The 20,692-nt window shown below is 42.5% G+C and carries 23 protein-coding genes and 2 tRNA genes; 19 read left to right on the plus strand and 6 right to left on the minus strand.

The window, feature by feature from the left end; translation table 11 throughout:
* Positions 1 to 8: 8 nt before the first annotated feature.
* The gene (ftsH, locus tag WC445_03645; GenBank protein MFA5129028.1) at positions 9 to 1,820 is read right to left on the minus strand and encodes an ATP-dependent zinc metalloprotease FtsH; all 1,812 of its coding nucleotides are present in this window, start codon (positions 1,818 to 1,820) and stop codon (positions 9 to 11) included.
* 102 nt (positions 1,821 to 1,922) lie between these two features.
* On the opposite strand from ftsH, the gene WC445_03650 reads away from it, so the two are divergent.
* The 7 genes from WC445_03650 (at position 1,923) to WC445_03680 (ending at position 7,850) form a co-directional block, all read left to right on the plus strand.
* Positions 1,923 to 2,489: a sigma-70 family RNA polymerase sigma factor gene (locus tag WC445_03650; GenBank protein ID MFA5129029.1), complete on the plus strand. Its 567-nt coding sequence runs from the start codon at positions 1,923 to 1,925 to the stop codon at positions 2,487 to 2,489.
* 71 nt (positions 2,490 to 2,560) lie between these two features.
* Positions 2,561 to 2,977, plus strand: coding sequence for a hypothetical protein (locus WC445_03655; GenBank protein ID MFA5129030.1), 417 nt, complete (start codon positions 2,561 to 2,563; stop codon positions 2,975 to 2,977).
* A gap of 4 nt (positions 2,978 to 2,981) precedes the next feature.
* On the plus strand, positions 2,982 to 3,467 hold the full coding sequence (locus WC445_03660) for a hypothetical protein (GenBank protein MFA5129031.1): 486 nt from the start codon (positions 2,982 to 2,984) through the stop codon (positions 3,465 to 3,467).
* 9 nt (positions 3,468 to 3,476) lie between these two features.
* Entirely contained in the window at positions 3,477 to 5,417 is a 1,941-nt protein-coding gene (locus WC445_03665; protein MFA5129032.1) for an efflux RND transporter periplasmic adaptor subunit, read from the plus strand.
* Between the two features lie 19 nt (positions 5,418 to 5,436).
* Entirely contained in the window at positions 5,437 to 6,117 is a 681-nt protein-coding gene (locus WC445_03670; protein ID MFA5129033.1) for an ABC transporter ATP-binding protein, read from the plus strand.
* Between the two features lie 11 nt (positions 6,118 to 6,128).
* On the plus strand, positions 6,129 to 7,346 hold the full coding sequence (locus tag WC445_03675; GenBank protein ID MFA5129034.1) for an ABC transporter permease: 1,218 nt from the start codon (positions 6,129 to 6,131) through the stop codon (positions 7,344 to 7,346).
* A 42-nt stretch (positions 7,347 to 7,388) separates the two neighbouring features.
* Positions 7,389 to 7,850, plus strand: a complete 462-nt coding sequence (locus tag WC445_03680) for a hypothetical protein (GenBank protein ID MFA5129035.1) — start codon at positions 7,389 to 7,391, stop codon at positions 7,848 to 7,850.
* A gap of 117 nt (positions 7,851 to 7,967) precedes the next feature.
* Here WC445_03680 and WC445_03685 read toward each other — a convergent pair whose 3' ends face one another.
* On the minus strand, positions 7,968 to 9,218 hold the full coding sequence (locus WC445_03685; protein ID MFA5129036.1) for a S1 RNA-binding domain-containing protein: 1,251 nt from the start codon (positions 9,216 to 9,218) through the stop codon (positions 7,968 to 7,970).
* Positions 9,219 to 9,363: 145 nt separating this feature from the next.
* Between WC445_03685 and WC445_03690 the strand changes: the two genes are divergently transcribed.
* Genes WC445_03690 through WC445_03700 form a run of 3 tightly spaced genes read left to right on the plus strand, consistent with a single transcriptional unit; the run spans position 9,364 to position 11,375 of the window.
* The gene (locus tag WC445_03690; GenBank protein MFA5129037.1) at positions 9,364 to 9,681 is read left to right on the plus strand and encodes a hypothetical protein; all 318 of its coding nucleotides are present in this window, start codon (positions 9,364 to 9,366) and stop codon (positions 9,679 to 9,681) included.
* A 5-nt stretch (positions 9,682 to 9,686) separates the two neighbouring features.
* The gene (locus WC445_03695; protein MFA5129038.1) at positions 9,687 to 10,832 is read left to right on the plus strand and encodes a hypothetical protein; all 1,146 of its coding nucleotides are present in this window, start codon (positions 9,687 to 9,689) and stop codon (positions 10,830 to 10,832) included.
* A gap of 9 nt (positions 10,833 to 10,841) precedes the next feature.
* Positions 10,842 to 11,375: a hypothetical protein gene (locus tag WC445_03700; GenBank protein MFA5129039.1), complete on the plus strand. Its 534-nt coding sequence runs from the start codon at positions 10,842 to 10,844 to the stop codon at positions 11,373 to 11,375.
* 322 nt (positions 11,376 to 11,697) lie between these two features.
* Here the strand turns inward: WC445_03700 and WC445_03705 are convergent, their stop codons facing one another.
* The gene (locus WC445_03705; GenBank protein MFA5129040.1) at positions 11,698 to 12,372 is read right to left on the minus strand and encodes a hypothetical protein; all 675 of its coding nucleotides are present in this window, start codon (positions 12,370 to 12,372) and stop codon (positions 11,698 to 11,700) included.
* 9 nt (positions 12,373 to 12,381) lie between these two features.
* Positions 12,382 to 13,071, minus strand: coding sequence for a hypothetical protein (locus WC445_03710; protein ID MFA5129041.1), 690 nt, complete (start codon positions 13,069 to 13,071; stop codon positions 12,382 to 12,384).
* 169 nt (positions 13,072 to 13,240) lie between these two features.
* Here WC445_03710 and WC445_03715 point away from each other — a divergent pair, with 169 nt between their 5' ends.
* From WC445_03715 to WC445_03755, 9 genes are all read left to right on the plus strand, one after another.
* Positions 13,241 to 13,888 (plus strand): MBL fold metallo-hydrolase, encoded by a 648-nt coding sequence (locus WC445_03715; GenBank protein ID MFA5129042.1) that lies wholly within the window; start codon positions 13,241 to 13,243, stop codon positions 13,886 to 13,888.
* A gap of 4 nt (positions 13,889 to 13,892) precedes the next feature.
* Positions 13,893 to 14,546 (plus strand): hypothetical protein, encoded by a 654-nt coding sequence (locus WC445_03720; protein ID MFA5129043.1) that lies wholly within the window; start codon positions 13,893 to 13,895, stop codon positions 14,544 to 14,546.
* Positions 14,547 to 14,608: 62 nt separating this feature from the next.
* Complete coding sequence (gene gyrA, locus WC445_03725) at positions 14,609 to 17,101, plus strand: DNA gyrase subunit A (protein MFA5129044.1); 2,493 nt, start codon at positions 14,609 to 14,611, stop codon at positions 17,099 to 17,101.
* A 31-nt stretch (positions 17,102 to 17,132) separates the two neighbouring features.
* On the plus strand, positions 17,133 to 17,330 hold the full coding sequence (gene rpmF / locus WC445_03730) for a 50S ribosomal protein L32 (GenBank protein ID MFA5129045.1): 198 nt from the start codon (positions 17,133 to 17,135) through the stop codon (positions 17,328 to 17,330).
* 1 nt (position 17,331) lies between these two features.
* Positions 17,332 to 17,811: a transcription antitermination factor NusB gene (gene nusB / locus WC445_03735; GenBank protein MFA5129046.1), complete on the plus strand. Its 480-nt coding sequence runs from the start codon at positions 17,332 to 17,334 to the stop codon at positions 17,809 to 17,811.
* A gap of 78 nt (positions 17,812 to 17,889) precedes the next feature.
* Complete coding sequence (gene rnc, locus WC445_03740; protein ID MFA5129047.1) at positions 17,890 to 18,588, plus strand: ribonuclease III; 699 nt, start codon at positions 17,890 to 17,892, stop codon at positions 18,586 to 18,588.
* Between the two features lie 88 nt (positions 18,589 to 18,676).
* Positions 18,677 to 18,748: transfer RNA gene (locus WC445_03745), tRNA-Arg, on the plus strand.
* Between the two features lie 26 nt (positions 18,749 to 18,774).
* Positions 18,775 to 18,847: transfer RNA gene (locus tag WC445_03750), tRNA-Lys, on the plus strand.
* 78 nt (positions 18,848 to 18,925) lie between these two features.
* Positions 18,926 to 19,396: a type II secretion system protein gene (locus WC445_03755; GenBank protein MFA5129048.1), complete on the plus strand. Its 471-nt coding sequence runs from the start codon at positions 18,926 to 18,928 to the stop codon at positions 19,394 to 19,396.
* 110 nt (positions 19,397 to 19,506) lie between these two features.
* On the opposite strand, the gene WC445_03760 is transcribed toward WC445_03755, so the two are convergent.
* Positions 19,507 to 19,782, minus strand: coding sequence for an HU family DNA-binding protein (locus tag WC445_03760; protein MFA5129049.1), 276 nt, complete (start codon positions 19,780 to 19,782; stop codon positions 19,507 to 19,509).
* Between the two features lie 108 nt (positions 19,783 to 19,890).
* On the minus strand, positions 19,891 to 20,691 hold the full coding sequence (locus WC445_03765) for a TIGR00282 family metallophosphoesterase (GenBank protein MFA5129050.1): 801 nt from the start codon (positions 20,689 to 20,691) through the stop codon (positions 19,891 to 19,893).
* Between the last annotated feature and the right edge of the window lies 1 nt (position 20,692).

Below are 20,692 nucleotides of genomic sequence, written 5' to 3' on the forward strand. Positions count from 1 at the left end.
TGTGTTCGTTATTTAAATATTGCTTCAAACGCTTCTTTTTCAATAGTTTCCTTTTCAAGCAAAATTTTCACAATTTCTTCAAGTTTATTTTTCTTTTTTCTGATTATTTCCAGAGCTGTTTTTGCGGCTTCGGAAATTAAATGGTTGATTTCTTGATCAATCGTTTCGGCAACCTTTTCACTATAATCGCGCTGTTCGTGGATTTCCCGACCAAGGAAAATCATTTCTTCCTTTTCACCAAAAGTTCTGGCTCCAAGTTTTTCACTCATGCCAAATTCGGTAATGAGACGGCGGGCGAGCCGCGTAGCTTGGCGCAAGTCGGACGAAGCACCGGTCGTGACTTCACCAAAAATTTCTTTTTCCACGGTGTGGCCAGCGAGCATTACGGCAAGGTCATCAATAAACTCAGAGCGGCTGTGCAAGTGTTTATCTTCTGTCGGAAGTTTTAAAGTATAGCCAGCGGCGCGGCCGCGAGAAATGATAGACACTTTATGGACCGGATCGGCATGTGGTAATTCGTGGGCCACGAGGGCGTGGCCTGCTTCATGGTAGGCAGTAATATTTCTTTCTTTATCTGATAAAAGATGGCTTTTTCTTTCTGGTCCAAGCATAACTTTTTCTACGCTTTCTCTGATTTCATCCATGCCAATTTGAGTTTTGTTCCGTCGGGCGGAAAGAATCGCTGCTTCGTTTAAGAGGTTTGCGAGGTCGGCGCCGGAAAAACCAGGCGTCCGCTCGGCAATTTTTCTTAAATTAACATCCGTGGCGATGGGTTTTCCTTTAGTATGAATTTTCAAAATTGCTTCACGGTCGTTGATATCTGGTTCATCTAAAATTACCCGTCGGTCAAATCTGCCAGGGCGCAAAAGCGCTGGATCCAAAACATCGGGACGATTTGTGGCGGCTAAAATAATGACTCCGGAGTTTGCTTCAAAGCCGTCCATCTCTACCAGTATTTGGTTTAGAGTTTGTTCGCGTTCGTCGTGGCTTCCGCCCAATCCCGTGCCGCGTTGTCGGCCGACGGCGTCGAGTTCGTCAATAAAAATTATGCATGGCGCGCTTTTTTTCGCTTTTTGGAAAAGATCGCGAACTCTCGCCGCGCCCACGCCGACAAACATTTCCACAAATTCAGAACCGGAGATGCTAAAAAACGGAACATTGGCTTCTCCAGCCACGGCCTTGGCGAGTAAAGTTTTTCCCGTGCCTGGCGAACCCATCAATAAAACTCCTTTGGGAATTTTCGCTCCAAGCTGCATGAATTTTTTTGAATTTTTTAAAAATTCAACTACTTCCCAAAGTTCTTCCTTGGCTTCTTTGACACCAGCCACATCTTTAAAAGTCACGCGATTTTTGGAATTTTTTGGAGCTTCTCTCGCGCCGGATTGGCCAAAGCTCATGGCTTTGGTGTTCGCCCCCTGAACTTGGCGCATCATATAATAAATTAAAGCTATGACGACAATCAGTGGGAGGAGAAAGGGGAGAAGGGCGTTCAGCCAATAACTCCAGCCCGATTCTTCTTTAACTTCAATGCTGATACTTTTTATTTTTTCCGGATCAGCGTTGTAATTTTTAAAAACTTCGCCCAAGGTTTCATTTGTTTCTTTGCGCAGAGTTTCAAGATTACCGCTGGTTAGGGTAATGTTTAATTTGTCTCCTTCGATAGAAATTTTTTGGATATCGCCGGCGTTAATTTGTTCCACAAATTTTTGCAGGTCAATATTTTCCACTTTTTTCGCGGACAAAGTCAGAGTGCTAAAAATTCCCGTGATGACAAGGAATACAATGACGGCGATGATAAAATTTTTGGCAAGGTTTTTCATATATTTATTTATAATGATTATAACATAAGAATTGATAATTAACAATTGATCTAAGAGTCGCCTTGACATAAGGGTATTTTTGAGTTACTCTTATTAGAGAATATGGAAAATAATTCTGACGAAAAATTAATAAGACAATATTTAAAAGGTGATAAAGAGTCGCTCGAAATTTTGGTTAAAAAATATTTAAAACCAGTTTATAGTTTTGTTCGTTATTTGGTGGGCGATGATATTAGCGCCGAAGATATTACTCAGGAAGTTTTTGTTAGGGCATGGAAAAATTTAAAAAAATTTGATATAAAAAAGAATTTTAAAACCTGGATTTTTAGCATTGCAAAAAACGCTGCAGTGGATTATTTAAGGAAGAAAAAAGCCGTGCCGTTTTCGGCGTTTGATAATGATGACGGCGGAAACATGATTGCCGAGACACTTACTGATCCAGCACCGCTTCCTAGCGAGACAACTGAGCAGGCCGATACGGCTCATCTGCTCCGAGCCGCAATGAAAAATTTGTCGGAAAATCATCAGACAGTTCTTTATTTAAAATATTATAGTTGTCTGACTTTCAAAAAAATTTCTGAATTAACCGGCGTTCCGCTTCATACCGCCAAAAGCCGTCATCGCCGGGCGCTGGCCGCTCTTCGCGACGCTCTTACCGAAATTTTGTAAAAATATTATTTTAATAGGAAGGGATGCACCAAAATGCATCCTTTTTTCGTATAACAATAATAGGGATAAATATGGATAAAAATTTAGGAAAAATTTCAGAAAAATTTAATTTGGTCGAACCGCCGGCCGGGCTTTTTGATAGAATAATGTGTCGGATAGAAAAGGAAAATAAACTTTTGAATCTTCGGAGAAGAATTATAATTTTTTCTATCAGCCTTATCGGATCGGCCATTGCTTTTATTCCGGTTTTTGCTTATGTGCGATCGGGTTTTATTGAATCGGGATTTTTTGCATTTTTTTCTCTGATTTTTTCCGATACGAAAATCGTTTTGGTATATTGGCAAAATTTTGCCCAGTCTCTGCTCGAAACGCTTCCTGTGATGGGACTTGTTTCATTTTTGGCGGTTGTAGCGGTATTTTTGGAATCGTTAAAGATACTGGTTCGCGATTTAAAAATTTTTTATAATTCAAAATTAAGAAAGGCTTAAAAATATGGATATCAATAAAATTTTTCAGTCAAAAATTTTTCAGGGAATAATTCTAGGTCTAGCGGCGCTTGTTGTATTGCTTTTTGTGTTTAAAGTGGGTATGGCCGTAGGAATTAAAAAGGCAGATTTTTCTTGCCGATGGAGTGACAATTATCATCAAAATTTTGGCGGACCGCGGGGAGGTTTTTGGGGAGGGTTTAACGATAAAGATTTTTTAGAATCCAACGGAACGGTCGGACAAATAATTAAAATTGAAGGAGAAACATTGGTCGTCCGGGGGCGAGGAGATGTAGAAAAAATTATTGTCACAAATAATGATACGATTATCAAGCGTTTGCAGGACACAATTAAAGTTTCAGACTTAAAACTTGACGAGAATATTATTACGATTGGCGAATCAAACGAAACTGGTCAAATAGAAGCTAAGTTAATTAGAGTAATGCCTTCACCACCAATGCCTCTTCCGGGGTTGGCTCCGAGAAAATTTTAAATAAAAAATATGATTAAAAAAATTTCCGAGCATGTTTTAAAAAGAAAAGGCGTTTATAGTTTAGTCGCCATTGTTTTGGCAACTGGCGGATATTTCGGAGCCCAGACCCTGAAGGATGATACGGCAGAAACCAAATATGTTTTGGCCGCTGCGGAAAAAGGAACCCTTATTTCCTCTGTTTCTGGCACGGGGCAGATTTCCGCGTCTAATCAAGTTGATATCAAACCAAAAACTTCGGGGGAGGTTATTTCTGTGTCAATAAAAAAGGGCCAAGAAGTAAAATCTGGAGAAATCATTGTTAAGCTTAACGCTCAAGATGCTTATCGAGATATCCGCGATGCTCAGGACAGCTTGGAAAGCGCGGAGCTTTCCCTTGAAAGATTAAAAGAACCGGAAAGCGATTACTCTATTTTACAGGCTGAAAATGCGCTTGCTTCAGCAAAAAATAATTTGGAGAAATTAAAATTATCGCAAGAAGCGGAATATAAAAAAGCTGAAGAAGAGAAAGCTGACGCAGAAAAAAATATTGATGAAGGTTACGAAGATGCTCTTGATATAATTTCAGACGTTTTTTTGGATTTACCAAACGTAATCGCTGGCCTTAATGCCGCGCTTTATGGTTATGAAATTAGTGACCACCAGGCGACAGTGGGGGGCAGGCAAGACAACACCAGCGCGCTTTTTTCCACGACAAACGTAGACGCGAGAGATAGTCTTTGGGTTTTTAAAAATAAGGCCGAGAGTAATTATAAAAAAGCTCGCGAAAAATACGAGGAAAGTTATGAAATTTATAAAAATATTGACCAAGACTCAGAACGGGAAGCGATAGAAGAATTGTTCCGTAAAACTTTGGATACTACCAAGGCCGTTGCCGAAGCGATAAAAAGTGAAATTAGCTATCTCGCGAGTTGGGTTGATTTTAGGACAGAAATGAAGTGGGAAATATTTCCAGAAGTGGAGTCTTACCAAAAAAATATTTCCGGCTACCTTAGTCAAACTAACGGAAACACCTCTAGTTTAACTTCAATTCAAAGAACGATTGATAATAATTTTGAAGCAGTGGAAGACGCGATCCGTGAAATTGAGGAAATGGGGAAAACTAATCCCTTGGATATTGCCGCGGCAGAAGCGACTATTAAAGAAAGAGAGGCATCCCTAAAAAATTTAAAGACCGGACCAGATGCATTAGATTTGCGCTCAGCAGAACTCTCGGTGCGGCAACGCAGAGAAGCGCTCGCTGAAGCTCGCGCTCAATTAGCTGATTACGTAGTAAAGGCTCCGTTTAGTGGTGTTGTTGCTGAGGTCAATGTTGAAATCGGCGATTCGGTTTCTTCAGGAACCGCAATCGCGACGCTTATTACCAAACAGCGTATAGCGGAAATTTCCCTAAACGAAGTGGATGCCGCGAAAGTTAAGATTGGCCAGAAAGTGACCTTAACTTTTGATGCCGTAAGCGATTTAACTTTAACCGGTGAAGTTGCGGAAATGGACGCGCTCGGAACCGTTACGCAGGGAGTTGTTAGTTACAATATAAAAATTATTTTTGACACGCAAGATGAAAGAGTAAAACCGGGAATGAGCGTTTCCGCTTCAATTGTCACTGATCTTCGACAAGACGCCATATTAGTTCCAAATGCAGCTGTTAAGTCTTCGGGGGGAATATCTTATGTGGAAATGCCAGATGAAATTATCGTAGATGAAATTTACAGCAGCGTTGGCGGCATTATTCTTAAAAATTCTCCACGTCGACAAGTAGTTGAAGTTGGTCTAGCTAACGACGCATACACAGAAATTATAAGTGGACTTAGCGCAGGAGACCAAATTATTTTGAGAACGGTCACCTCGTCAACATCAAGTACGTCGTCTGGTTCGTCCGGAACTCAAATTAAAACAGGAGGCAGCACCTTTCTTGATATGGGAGGAGGGGCGCCGGCGATGGGAGGAAGGTAATCGGGTACTGACACGCGTTATGATTGAATGCAAAAAAATAACAAAAACATATTTAACCGGCACGGGAGCAGTCACTGTCCTGAAAGATTTATCGTTCGCTATCGCTGACGGAGAATTTGTCGCGATTATGGGTCCGTCTGGTTCAGGAAAATCAACCCTGATGAACATTTTGGGGGCGTTAGATATTCCGACTTCCGGCGAATATTTTTTAGATAAAAAAAGTGTCGCGGCGTTGTCTGACGACGAGTTGGCCGACATCAGAAAAAATAAAATTGGTTTTGTTTTTCAATCATTCAATCTTCTTCCGCGCTCCACTGTTTTAAGAAATGTAATGTTGCCGCTTGTTTATGCCGGCGTTCCAAAAGAAGAAAGGGAATCGCGGGCAAGAGAGTCTCTTTCAAACGCTGGTTTAGACGAAGAACATTTCTATCACCTTACAAACCAACTTTCCGGTGGACAGATGCAAAGAGTGGCAATCGCGAGGGCGCTTGTGAATAATCCGTCATTAATTTTGGCTGATGAGCCGACAGGAAATCTTGATACCAAAACAGGAGAAGTTGTTCTTGGGACATTAGAGGAATTAAATAAAAAAAATAATCATACAATTATTTTAATTACCCATGAACGAGGTGTTGCGGAGCATGCGGACAGAATAATTCAGATTCGCGACGGCATTATCGTATCCGACGAAAGAAAATAAATAGTTTATATATGAAAATTAGAGATTTGTTTGAAGAAATTTTTTTGGCGTTGCTTGGGAATAAGGCGCGGTCCGGTCTTACGATTTTGGGAATTGTCATTGGTATTGGATCAGTGATCGCCATGATTTCTATTGGTCAGGGCGCACAAGGATCAATACAATCAAACATTGAATCCATAGGTTCAAATTTGATTCAGGTTATGCCCGGCACGCAGAGGTCATCGGGTGTAAGCGCCGGATGGGGTTCATCTCAAACTTTGACTGCAGAAGATGCCGATGCGATCGGCGCGGAAATTTTTTTAGCGAACGCCGTGGCGCCGGAAATTTCCGGTCGATATCAAATAACTGCCAAAGGCACAAACACGAATACTTCAGTTGTTGGAATAACAGCCTCATATCCCGGAGTTCGAAATGTTGAGATAGAACAAGGTTCTTTTATTTCTGAACAAAACATAAAGAATATGTCGAAGGTCGCGGTTTTGGGGCCAAGCGCACGAGATGATCTTTTTGGCGAAGAAGTTGATGCAGTTGGACAAACGATCAGAATTAAAGGAATGGAATTTAAGGTTATCGGGGTAACGAAGTCAAAGGGTGGCAGCGGTTTTGGCAGCCAAGATGATATGATTTTTGTTCCCCTTTCTTCCGCCCAAAAATTTTTAGTCGGGAAAAATTACGTAAGCACGATTAGTATTCAGGCGAAAGACGCCAAATCAATGACAACGCTTCAAGAAGAAGTTACAGCACTTCTCCTTGCGCGTCATAATATTTCTGATCCAAACTCAGCAGATTTTAGAATCATGAATCAAGCCGATGTTGTGGCGAGCGCTTCATCTATAACCAATACATTGACATTGCTTTTGGGTTCAATCGCTGGAATTTCTTTGATTGTGGGCGGTATTGGCATTATGAATATGATGCTCACTAATGTTACGGAACGAACGCGCGAGATTGGTTTGCGTAAAGCTATTGGCGCGAAACGCAAAGATGTCAGCCTCCAATTTTTGCTTGAAGCCATGGTGCTTACTTTGGTCGGTGGAGTGGTGGGAATATTTTTTGGATGGCTTGCGTCTTTAGGTGTAGAAAAGTTTGGGGGAATTACCACCGCAATCTCGCCAACGTCTGTTTTTTTGGCGTGCGGGGTTTCCGCCGCGATCGGAATTATTTTTGGTTATTACCCGGCGAGACGCGCAGCCAAATTAAATCCAATCCAGGCGCTGCGTTACGAGTAAAATTAACAATTAGCAGTTAATATTTAACAATTAACAAAAACTATGAAGAAATTTTTACCTATTTTTATCGCGATCGTAATTATCGTGGGCGGAGCAGCTTTCTATGGAGGAATGAAATATGGAGAAAGTAAAAGAAGCATTGGCGTCCGCGAGGGTTTTTCTGATTTTGGAAAAGTATCATTTGGAGATAGACAAGGTTTTGCCGGAGAAGCCGGTGCTCTGGGCGGAAAAAACATTGGCGCGAATTTTGTAAGTGGGGAAATTATTTCAAAAGATGATAAAAGTTTAACTGTGAAACTTCCGGACGGCGGATCAAAAATAATTTTCTTTTCCGATGCAACAAAAATTACAAAAACAGCTGAGGGAGCCATGGAAGATTTAAAAGTAGGGGAAAATGTTATGGCAAACGGTACGGCCAATGACGGCGGAAGTATTACGGCAGAAACAATTCAGCTACGGCCGACAATGGTTAGTCCTACAAATACTAATTCCAATAATCAATAAAAGAGTTTGCGCCATTTTTAAGCACGGAACAAGCGTGAATAAAAAAATAAAACGGCCGCCGAATCGGCGGCCGTTTTTATATATTTCTTGCGCGGGCTAAAGCCCGCTATTCCAAAACTATTTTTTTTCTTCTTCGGCTTCCGGTATTTCCTGTTTTGGTTCTTCGGTTTTAACTTCCTCAACTGGTTTTTCGGCCGGAGCTTCCGCGTGAGTTTCCTCCGCGGTTTTTTCTTCAGCATTTTCCTCGGTTGATTTTTCCAAAGTTTTTTCTTTGGCGCCGCGGAGACTCAGGCCCAAGCGATGGTCGACTGGCTCAATGGAAATAATTTTGAATTTTAGCGTATCGCCAATTTTTGCCACCTCAGTTGGACTTTGAATCGGTTTCGCGGACAACTCAGAGATGTGGGCTAAGCCGTGGATTTCCGGATCAAGTTCAACAAATAATCCAAAAGGATTTATTTTAAGAACCTTGCCTTCCACAACTTGGCCGACATTATATTTTTCGCTGATTTTTTTCCAAGGATCATCAATTAATTTTTTCATTGACAAGAAAATTTTTGAACCTTCCACGCCAATGATTTCTGCTTTTATTTCTTCGCCAACCTTAACGACATCTTCCGGATGGTCAATTCTTTGCCAGGCCAATTCGGAAATGTGAACCAATCCTTCTAAATTATCAAACTTCACAAAAATGCCAAAATCAGCCAGGGCGGAAACGGTTCCGGAAATTATGTCGCCGACCTTGTAGGAAGAAATAATATTTTTTTGTTTTTCTTCCCAGGCGGCCTTTTCCGAAACAATTAATTTTTCTTCTTCCGAGCCCACATCAATAACTTTGACTTCAAGCGGAGTCCCGACGAAAGTTTTTAATTTTTCTAATATTTTATTTTTCTCGCCGCCCGGCACGCGCGGATAATGTTCCGGCGCGAGTTGCGAGACAGGCAAGAAGCCGACAATTTTATTAACATTAATCATTAAACCGCCTTTATTCGCGTCCATCACGGTAGCGATTACGATTTCGCCGGATTTTTGAAGCTCCATCAGTTTGTCCCAAATCTTTTTGTGCCCGGCAAAGCGGAAAGACAATTCCATTTCGCCGCGTTCATTTTCCATTTCTAAAATTGTAGCCTCGGTTTCGTCACCCGGTTTTAATTCGGAATAATCGGCTGATTCGTTGCAAAGCTCCCGGCCGCGGACAACGCCCGTCTTAAATCCCGGAATATCCAAGTTAACTTCGTTTTTACTGATAGTTAAAACTATGCCGCGGACGACGTCTCCGACCTTGGGAATCGCAAGAAAGTTTCCTTCGGCGAGTAATTTTTCAAATTCTCCACTCTCGGTTTTTTTTGTTAGATTTGTTAGATCCATAGTTAATAATTAGAGAGGTTGTCGGGAACCCCGGCAAACCTCAAAACTCCTTTCTTTAATAAGATAGAAATAGTATATAACATCTTGAATTTTTTGGCAAGAAGCGGTAAAATATATGTATAAATAATTAATTTAATAACTTATTATGTCTGAAAGAGGAAGGATTTTAGAGTTTTCATCCGAAAAAAGAGGAGATCTCCAAAAGGAGAAAAACGACGGTATAAAAATTTTAGAAATTATTCAAGTTGTGAATCCCGACAAAGATCCAGAAATTTTAGTAACATGCGATTTGGTTGATGGCGTAGTGCAGTTTAAGGGAGACGAAGGCGTGATAGAGGAGTTGCGAAAAGAAGAATTTTATTGGGAGGGTCAGAAGGTTACTCCCGATGACGGAGAAAAATTTTTGCGGGCCGTGAAGGCGAGTTATCGCAACCCTTATTTTTTAGCTAGAAAAATAAAGTAAATTTTATGAAGGAAAAAAGACCAAGACCATCTGAGGAAAAGGAAAAAGAATTTGATACAGAGGATATAAAAACAGGCCTAGTTTCTCGGGCAGAAAAAGAAAACAGTGGAGAGGAAGAAAGGACAGAAGTGGTTGTCCCGGTTGAGGTCAAGGGAAGCAGGGAGAGTTTAGTCGAAATATCTGAAATTTTGAAAAATACAGATCGCCTAACAGCGGAATTATATGATGTGAGACTTGGCGAAGCTGAAAGTCCGGAAGGGATTCAGGAAATAATTAAAGATTTGAACACTTTTCTCGAACTTAGAGAAGCGGAACCATGTAAACCTCCTTGCGAACATCTTGATTCAATGGGAGACAAGGGGGTGAAGGGAGCAAATGAAACTTATCTTTTACGGCTAGTAGAGCGCGGCAGAGAAATAGTTGGAGTGTATAAGCCAGTAAAAGGTGAAGAAATCCACGTATTAAAAGCTGGCATTGAAGACTTCACCCTTCATAAAAGAGAATGGTTAACATGTATGGTTGATAGAGCATTGGAACTGGGAGTTGTTCCCCCAACAGTTTTACGTGATGAAGATAAGGGGTTGGGGTCTGTTCAGGCATTCGTGCAAGAGGCGGACGCGGCCACTAAGGTCCCTGACCGCGGAAAGAACCCGGAAGATTTAGTTTTGGTGGCTCTACTTCATTCATTAACTGGTCAACAAGATGGTCATCGGGGAAATGAATTAATTAAGCGTCAACCAGGAGGAAAGGTGAAGGCCATAGATAATAGCGAAACTTTTGGCGCGGCCTTGTATGACGAGACAGGACAAGAAGTTTTTCCCGCGCTTCAAGTTTTTTCTAGGGCGCTTGAGGAAGCTAAGGATATAACTACGGCGGTTCAGACGCCACTTTTGGAAATTCATTTGAGAACATTTCTCGATTCACCTCGACGGCAGGAAGTTTTAAAGAAAGCTTTTGATTTTGTTTTAGGTGAAGAATCAGACAGTGTTTGGGAGGCATTTATGGGGAAAGCGCGGGATTTGTTAGAGAAGAAAAAATTGCCAAGCGACTATGACGCAGACATGGCAAGACATGTGATTAGATATGGTTGGTCTCAAGAACAGCGCGGAGCAACGACCAAAAGAAAAACAGCCGAAGCTCGGGCCGCTTAATAAAATTTTATGGCGCAAAAATTATCTGATTTTTTAAAAACCGCGACCAGAACTTCTTATGTTAAAAGTTCGGTGAAGCAGGCTGTTTCAAAAATGGGAATGAGCGTTTCGCGACAAGTTAGCGAGCGGCAAGCAAAAGAAGTTTTGGGCGAATTGAAAAAATCCGGCGCGATAAAAACATATCGTTCTCCAACGGAAATTTTTCGAGAAGCCGAAAGGGCACGCCGTGAGGGACAAAAAATTGACGAGCCAAAAATTACCGTGGAATCGCTTCGCGAAGAACGAAAAGAGGAAGAGGAGAAGAAAAAACGAATGCGCGAAATGATGTCTAATATTTATGGCCAAGAGCGGGCGCGTGAAGAAGAAAAAGAAAAAGGCGATGGAAAAGTAAAAAGAAACGTGGCGACTTCGGCTTTGAAACCAAAAGCCGCGCCAGGCCGGGCGGAAACGACCACGTCAATTCTTCGGGGACAAAAATCTACTGCAAATAAAACCGCGCCGGAAGAAAAGTCGCCGCAGGCAGTTGATTTAGTAATTGATTAATTTTAAATTTAGAAAATAGAAAAGAAAAAAATCGCCTTAGGGTGATTTTTATATAAAAAAGCCGCGAAGTCGTAACTTCGCGGCGAGTTGTTCCTCCTGTCATTTGTGCGGACCAGGACAGCCGCCCTCTTTGCCCGGACCATGCTCGTCGTACTCCTCGTCGGGAGTTTTGTCCCAAGCGTCGAAGGCCTCGTGCAGATCGCAGGCGGAATTGGTGCAGTCGTGTTCCCAGCGGTGGTGATGGGGTTTGTCCTCACCCAGATAGGTGCAGACGATCTGCTCCTGGCCGCATTTGGGCAGACGTTTTGTTTTGCGGATTGTGTCATGGTTCCCCGTAGTGCTTGCGGGAGTAGCGGACGATCAGAGCGGAGCAGATGATCATCCAGGCGGTGATGATGGCGATCGGGAACAATGTCGCCTGGAAAGCCGCTCCGACCGGCGCCTCGTCCCAGAGCTTCGTCGTGAAGACGAGCGTGCCGAGCACGAGCGTGTACACAATCATGAAGACGTTCATGAGCTTCCTTGTGCTCCATCGAGTCAGGAATTTCCAGGTTTTCATTTGTCTTTCCTGTGTCTTTGCCCGCGGTGGAAGGTTGGGGGTGATTGCACACACCGCGGGTTCGAGCGTGACATCGATCTCTAGCAGTTGCTCGGACACGCTCCCAGCCGCGGGGCTTTCCTGTCCCCTGGGCGGGGTATGGAGTTGGCCGTCCATTCCTTCTCGTTCGCGGAAGCGACGACTGATCTCGCCTAAGGGCAGCCTCTTGGCGTGACCATCCGACGATTTGCCACAGAAGGGGCAAGTCGACCCTTGCGGGAAGTCGCGATTTCCGATGTGGTGGCCGGCGTGCTGGGACTTTGTTTCTTGCCAGCCGCAAGCCGGACAGTGAACAACGTATTCATCTTTTAGAAAGACGCTGTCAACTTTCCGGCCAGAGAAGAGGCACTCGGCTCCCTGCCCGCAATGCGGACAGTTTAGTTTTTTGATGCTCTCCATAGCTTCTCCTTACATCGTCTTGACAGTAAGCTCGTAGATCCTCGTGCCATCGGTGGCAAAGGCTACGATTTTTTTGTCTTCCATGGAGGGAACGGAAATGTCGTCGCAGGGACGGGATTCTTTTTCGCCCCAGACGAGAACCATTTTCTGGCCGAGCTTCGCGCGGTAGAGAGGTCGTCCCACTGCAAAGAAAAGCGGGGGGATGATTTCGTCGTAAGGCTTACTTTCGCGCGTTCCCTGGACGACAAGCTCTTTGCTAGCCAAGGAAGCGATGTAGAGCGGTTCGCCATCTTTCCACTGAAGTCTGTTGTGGTCGATGGCATCGTAGGGCTTGCCCTTGGTTTCCCCCCAGCAGACGTGCGGCCGATTGTCGGCCGGATCTCCGGGCCAACCGACATAGAAAGGTTGGTCGCCAGCCATTTTGAGGCCGAGGATTTGCCGATGTGGCGCGCCTTTCTCCACTTGGTCCTTGTACCCGCTTCGGGGGATGATCCGAAGGACGACCCAGAGATTGTCCCTGCGCCTGGCGGCGAAAAGGAATCTACCACCAGGAAGGCAAGAAACATCCCTGGCTCCAATGAATTCATTACCAGCGAGAATGAGAAGATTTTTCACCATTCGCGCCGCGCACACCGCCTCGGGGAGCTCGACTCCGCCGGGAATTACGGCGGAATATTGCTTGGTTTCTCCGTCGCCCATTTTACTGCCTCCCTTCCTTGCCTAAAAGGGTTTAGGCTCGGTCTTTTATCTTGGCAAAACTGACAGAAATGTCAAGCGCAAGGGTCTCTCCGGAGCTTGCTTTTTTTATAATTTATGTTATAATTTTTAAAGATACAAAACGTAGAAGTTTGTTTTTTAATTTAAATTTATGACGATAACATGGCTCGGACAATCTTGTTTTAAAATTCAAAGCGGAGATGTGACCTTGGTTACTGATCCATACAATGCGGAAGTTGGTTTTAAATTGCCGCGCTTGACGGCGGATATTGTGACAGTAAGTCATGATCATTTTGATCACAATAATGTCGACGGAGTTTCCGGCCCAAATGGCGCGCCCTTTGCAATTACAAGTCCGGGCGAGTTTGAAGTAAAAGGAGTTTTTGTTTATGGAAATTCTTTTTGGCATGATAAAAGCGAGGGGAAGGAGCGGGGACAAAACATAGTCTATTGTATTGAAGCAGAGGGGATTTCTCTTGCTCATCTTGGGGATTTAGGCCATACGTTAAGCGAAGAGCAAATTGAGAAATTAGACGGCATTGATATTCTTTTTGTTCCGATCGGGGGAAAATGGACTCTTGGTGCGAGCGAAGCGGTAAAAGTTATAAACGAAATAGAGCCGCGGATTGTCATTCCCATGCATTATAAAATTCCGGGACTTAAAGTTGACGTTGAAACTATAGATAAATTTTTAAAAGAAATGGGTGCGAGCAAGGCCGAGAGATTACCTAAATTAAAAATTTCTAAAAAAGATTTACCTCAGGAAGAAACAAGAGTAATCGTACTGGAAAAAAGTTAGTTTTATGGCGAAAATTGTAAAAAGAAATAAAAAAACAGTTCATAAACATCCAAGGAGGAAGGAAGTAGAAATTCCCGTTTTTGTGATTAGAGAAAAAGAGCAAATTGTTTCTCCGGCGGCGAGAAAAAAAGCTACTCTCGGAAAAGATGAGAAGGGCGCGAACGAATTTGGGATTTTAAAAGACGGGGATGATCTGCCAGTATTTCAAAATTTTTCCGAATCCGCCGATGAAGAAAAAAACCAGGACGAAGTTGAGGTTGAGAAGGAGTGGAAATATTTAAAGGATGCGACACATAAAAAAGATACAGATGTTCTGGTTTCAGAGAAAAAAAGCCCGAAGAAGAAGGTCCTCTTGTCCGAATCGAAAAAAAGGATTATTATGTGGGCAAGTGTAGCAGTCTTCGCGTGCTTGATTTTTTTTATCTGGTTTTCCAGTTTAGAAAATAATTTCGCCAATTTATTTGGCTCCGCCAGTTTTACTTTTTCTCGTTCTGAGGGAGTTTTGGAAGAGGTGGGAGACAGCTTGGAAGAATTTAAAGAGCAAATAAATTCTTCGGTTGAAACGACCGAAGCGGAAGGCGGGGATGGAGAGAAAGGTCTTCTTGATCAAATTAAAGAAAAAATTTTAGTTGAAGAATTAAAAGATAAAGTGCAGTAGCGCTGTGTTGACCACACTCGCTCGTTTGTCAATAAATTTAGAGTAGATAATATTTAAAGATCATGGCAAAAGAAAAAAAGAAAAAAATAGAAGAAAAACCCTTGTCGGTCGCGACTGGTAAAGTTTTACCCTGTAGTATTGAAAAAGAAGCGCAGGAGTCTTATTTGGATTACGCCATGTCGGTTATTATTTCCCGCGCCTTGCCTGATGTTCGCGACGGGTTGAAGCCGGTTCATCGGAGAATTTTGTACGCGATGTGGGATGTTGGGTTGAAGCCGGGAGCGAAATTTAGAAAATCGGCGACCGTGGTCGGCGAAGTTTTGGGTAAATATCATCCGCATGGTGATGTTGCGGTTTACGACTCTATGGTTCGTATGGCTCAAGATTTTGCTATGCGTTATCCTTTGGTCTGGGGTCAAGGAAACTTTGGTTCTATGGATGGCGATGCTCCGGCAGCGATGCGTTACACAGAAGCGAAACTCGCGAGAATTTCAGAAGAAATTTTATTTGATATTGAAAAAGACACGGTTAATTTTACTCCAAACTACGACGGGTCTCACAAAGAGCCGCAAGTAATGCCAGCACGGCTGCCCAATCTTCTTTTAAACGGGACAATGGGGATTGCCGTTGGTATGGCCACGAGTATCCCTCCGCACAATCTTTCGGAAATTTGCGACGGAATTATCCATTTAATTGAACATCCGGATTGTGACGTGGAAGAATTATGCGAGTTTGTTAAGGGACCCGATTTCCCAACCGGCGGCATTATATATGATATAGGGGCGATTAAACAGACTTACGCCACGGGCAAAGGCCCAATTGTGATGCGCGCTAAAACAGAAATTGTTGAAGACAAGGCGGGGCAATTTAAAATAATTGTTTCGGAAGTTCCTTTTCAGGTTAACAAAGCGACTCTGCTCGAAAAGATCGCCACACTCGTCAAAGATAAAAAAATTGAAGGAATAAAAGATCTTCGTGACGAATCAAACAAGGAGGGCGTGCGGGTTGTCATTGAATTGAAAAAAGATTCTTATCCGAAGAAAATTTTGAATCAACTTTTTGACATGACGCAGCTGCAGGATTCTTTTCATGTAAATATGCTCGCTTTGGTTGATGGTATCCAGCCAAAAGTTTTGAATCTGAAAATGATTTTGGAATATTATTTGGCACACCGGAAAGAAGTGGTTCGCCGTCGGACAGAGTTTGAATTAAATCGGGCGAAAGACAGGGCGCACATTTTGAAAGGTTTGAAGATCGCGCTCGACAATATTGACGCCGTTATCAAATTGATTAAAAAATCAAAAGATAAGGAAGAGGCCAAAGTTAATTTGATGAAACAGTTTAAGTTGACAGAAATCCAGGCCGTGGCGATTTTAGAAATGAAATTGCAGCAGCTCGCGAATCTTGAGAGAACAAAAATTGAGCAGGAGTTGAAAGAAAAGTTGGCCTTGATTAAAGAATTAGAAGAAATTTTGGCTTCGCCGAAGAGAATTCTTAGTTTGATTAAAAAAGATGTTTTGGAATTAAAAACAAATTATGGCGATGAAAGAAAAACTCAAATTGTCGCCCACGCGGTTAAAGATTTTAGAGTGGAAGATTTGATTCCGAATGAGTCAACAATTATTGTGGTTACGGCAGACGGCTATATTAAGCGTCTTCCGCCGGAAACTTTCCGAACGCAGAGCCGCGGCGGTAAAGGCGTGATGGGGCTTATGACCAAAGAAGAAGACACGGTGGAACATTTGATTTCAACAACCACTCATCTTGATTTGTTATTTTTCACAACCCGTGGCAGAGTTTTCCAATTAAAAGCTTATGACGTTCCGGCCGCGTCTCGAACTTCAAAGGGCCAGGCGATCGTGAATTTCTTGCAGCTGGCTCCGGAAGAAAAAATTTCTGCTATCCTTTCCGTAAAAGAGCTTGGTGAGGGCGACTTTAAGTATTTGGTGATGGTGACGCGCGCAGGAATTATTAAAAAAGTTGAGTTAAAAGATTTTGAAAATGTCAGGCGCTCCGGTCTTATCGCCATAAAATTGAAAGACGGGGATCGGCTGGAATGGGTTAAGCCGTCTTCGGGTAACGATGAAATTATTTTGATTACCGCCATTGGGCAAGCCATTCGCTTTAAAGAAAAAAATGTTCGCCCAATGGGTCGCGCCGCAACCGGAGTTCGCGGTATCCGCCTTAAGGGGAAAGATGAAGTTATTGGTATGGATGTTATTGATCCCTCTCTTGTGTCTAAAAATTTGCTTGATCTTTTTGTCTTAATGGAAAATGGTTTTGGTAAAAGAACAAACTTGAAAAATTATAAAATTCAGGGGCGCGGCGGTTCGGGCGTTAAGACTGCCAAGACGACTCCAAAAACCGGAAAGATTATTTCCGCCGAAATCACTTCGAACAAAGATGAAAGGGATTTAATAATTATTTCCAAGTTTGGCCAAGTTATCAGGCTGCCGTTCAAGAGTGTTTCAACTCTGGGTCGGGCGACGCAAGGAGTGCGCCTGATGAGATTTAAGGAAGCAGACGATCGGGCGGCAAGCGTGACGCTTGTTTAAAGATTAAAAAATTTAAAATTAAAAAAATAATATGGCTTTACCAGGTCACAGGAGAACAAGTTCTCATAAAAGAAGAAGAGCGGCTCATTTTGCCTTGAAGAAGACAAATCTTTCCGTTTGTCCAAAATGTAAAAAGCCGGTGATGTCTCATCACATTTGTAAATTTTGCGGAGCTTACGCTGGCAGAGAAGTAATTAAAATGAGAACGCCGAAGAAAAAGAAAAAATAATATGGCCAATAGGCATTTAGCCAGAACCATCGCGCTCCAGACTCTTTATGAGTGGGACTTTATGGGAGAGAAGGAGGCGGAAACATGCGTCGCTGCTAAAAAAAATCTCAAGGAATTTGCTCCAAAATTCAATGAGAATGATTTTGTTATTGAATTAGTGGAAGGTGTTGTAGAAAACAAAAAAGAAATAGATAAGTTGATAAAAAAATACGCGCCGGAATGGCCGATCGAAAAAATAACCCTGATTGACAGAAATGTTTTGCGGCTGGGCATTTATGAATTAAAATTTGCTAAGGCAAAAGACGGGAAGACGGTTCCGCCTCGCGTGGTTATCAATGAAGCCATTGAACTTGCTAAAGCTTTCGGCAGCGGGTCTTCTGGAAAATTTATAAACGGCGTCTTGGGAGCAATTTATAAAGATATGCTCGCGGCGGGCGAGATAAAAGACGAGGAGGAAAAAGGAAAAAAAGATAAAAAATAATAAATATTGTTCAATCGTTACATTGTTAAATTGTAGAAATCAGCGATTTAGCCATGTAACCATTCAGCAATTTAAGCTATGAAAGAGTTCACTAAATTGGAGGAAAAACTAGGCGTAAAATTTAAAAACATAGATCTTTTAACACAGGCGGCGGTCCATCGTTCTTATCTAAATGAAAATCCGGGATTCAAGTTGCCGCACAATGAACGGTTGGAATTTTTGGGTGACGCTGTTCTGGAATTGATTGTTACGGAATATCTTTATCAAAATTATTCAAATCCGGAAGGGGAGTTGACCAACTGGCGGGCGAGCCTCGTGAACGCAAAAATGCTTTCAGAAATCGCGAAGGAAATAGAAATAGAAGAATATCTTTACTTAAGTAAAGGGGAATCAAAGGAAGCAGCCGATTCAAAAGCCAGACAATATATTTTGGCCAATGCTTTTGAAGCGCTCGTCGGCGCGATTTATCTCGATCAGGGTTACGTTGTTTCCCGAGATTTTATTAAAAAATTTTTGATTGTTAGGCTACCATATATCTTGGAGCACGAATTATATCTTGATCCAAAAAGTAAATTCCAGGAAAAAACTCAGGAAAAATGCGGCGTGACGCCGACATATAAAGTTTTAGAAGAAACTGGTCCGGATCACGCTAAAATTTTTAAGGTTGGCGTTTATTTGGAAAAAGAGTTGGTGGCTACGGGCGAAGGATCGAGTAAACAAGAAGCACAGGTTGAAGCTGCCAACGCGGCACTGAAGACAAAGAAGTGGTCAGAATAATCTTCAAAAAATGGCGGGGTTACTATACCCGCCGTTTGTATATTGAAATTTTTTAGTGTTAATGATATTCTAGCAAATCGGCTGCCGCGCGCCCGTAGCTCAACGGATAGAGTGCTGGTCTTCGGAACCAGTGATGGGGGTTCGATTCCCTCCGGGCGCATTGTCCAAAATTAAATAAAAATATTTGCGCCCATAGCTCAGTTGGCAGAGCAGTCGCCTCTTAAGCGAACGGTCGAAGGTTCGAATCCTTCTGGGCGCATTTTTTTATCCACAAAATTTTCTTGCGGGCGCGGGACGGATGAGATACAATGTAGGTGAGGGAATTAAATTTAAATTTATGAAAAAACACAGAGGGTTTACATTGATTGAATTATTAATTGTGATCGGTATCATCGCCTTTTTAGCTTCGGCAATTTTTATTGCCGTTGATCCGGCGAAGAGATTTGCCGAATCACGAAACGCTCGCCGCTGGACAGATATTTCAACAATTCTTGAAGCGGTTCTCCAATATGCTATTGACCAGGACGGAACCTTGCCCGCGGGAATTGATGATGTCGGAGCCACGGTTCAAGTTTTGGGCACAAACGCGAGCGGCTGCGAGGCTGGCTGCACAGCGAAACTGTCGGTCGCAAGCTGTCTTGATTTAAGCGATGTTTTGATCCCAAAATATTTAGGTTTAATTCCTTACGATCCATATACCGGCTCGGCCGTTTTTACGGATTATTATATTAATCGATCCCAAACCGGTAGAATTGAAGTCGGCGCCTGTGACCCAGAACTCGGCGCGACGATCTTTGTTTCAAAATAGAAAGTAAAATAATTTAAGCTTAAAATACTCCGAATTTTTGGAGTATTTTTGTATAAAACAAACCCCGCCCTTGCGGGCGGGGAAAGCTTCTAGAAGCGATGATGCTAAATTTATCTTAAAGCGTCTTTCAAAGATTTTCCAGCTTTGAATTTCGGAACAGTCATAGCCGGGATTTGAATTTTTTCGCCCGGTTTTTTAGGATTCACGCCCATTCTGGCCGCTCTTTTTTTGGCCGAGAAAGTACCAAAACCTGTTAAAGTAACTTCACCACCAGATTTCAGAGTTGAAGTAACAGTCTCCATGAAGGTTTCCATCATTTTGTCGGCGGTTGTTTTTGGAACGTCTAGAGCGCTGGCGATTTTTTCGATTAATTCTGCCTTTGTCATGTTCTCACCTCCTTTCCAAAATTTGTGTACGAATTACGAATCTTCAAATTTTGGCTACGAATAAATAAATCATTCGTACAATTCGTAAAAATTCGTATTTCGTAGTATTTAAATTTTAACTTCTTCTTTTATCTTTTTAATTTTAACAGCTTCGCGAGTTTTCGGATTGATCTCAAAATAAATTGCGTTAACCGTACAGATTCCTTCCTCGGGAATTTCGTGGACTTCGGGAATTTGCGTTAAGAAAGTTTTAAGAATTCCTTTTTTGTCCACACCAAGAATCGAATCTTTAGCGCCGACCATGCCGACATCCGTTACAAAGGCCGTGCCACCCGGCAGGATTTGCCAATCGTCAGTGCCAACGTGGGTATGGGTTCCAAACACTGCGGAAACTCGGCCGTCCAAATATTGGGCTAAGCCGTTTTTTTCCGAAGTAGCTTCAGCGTGGAAGTCGACAATAATGGCTGAAAGATTTTCATTTTTGAATTCGTCCAGAATTTCATCCGCTTTTCTAAATGGACAATCGTAGTTGCTTCTCAGGAAAACTCTTCCTATCAAGTTTATCACAAGGATCTTTTTTGTGCCAATTTCAAACAATTTCGCTCCAACACCTGGAACGCCCGGCGGGAAATTCGCCGGTCGGATAAGCGGGGATTTTTTATCTTCAAGAATCCCAATGGCTTCTTTTTTATCAAAGACATGGTCTCCGGAAGTAAAGAAATCAACGCCGGCGTCTGTAAGCTCCTGCAAGGTTTTCTCGGTAATGCCCACGCCGTGAGCGATATTTTCCGCATTGGCGATAACCAAATCCGGATCAAGCTTCTTTTTAAGCGACGGCAAAATTTTGGCCACAGCGTGCCGGCCGATTCTGCCTGAAATATCGCCGAAAAATAGAATTTTAAGATTCATG

This window comes from Patescibacteria group bacterium (genome assembly GCA_041650995.1).
GTDB lineage: Bacteria > Patescibacteriota > Patescibacteriia > XYB2-FULL-38-15 > XYB2-FULL-38-15 > JAHIRI01.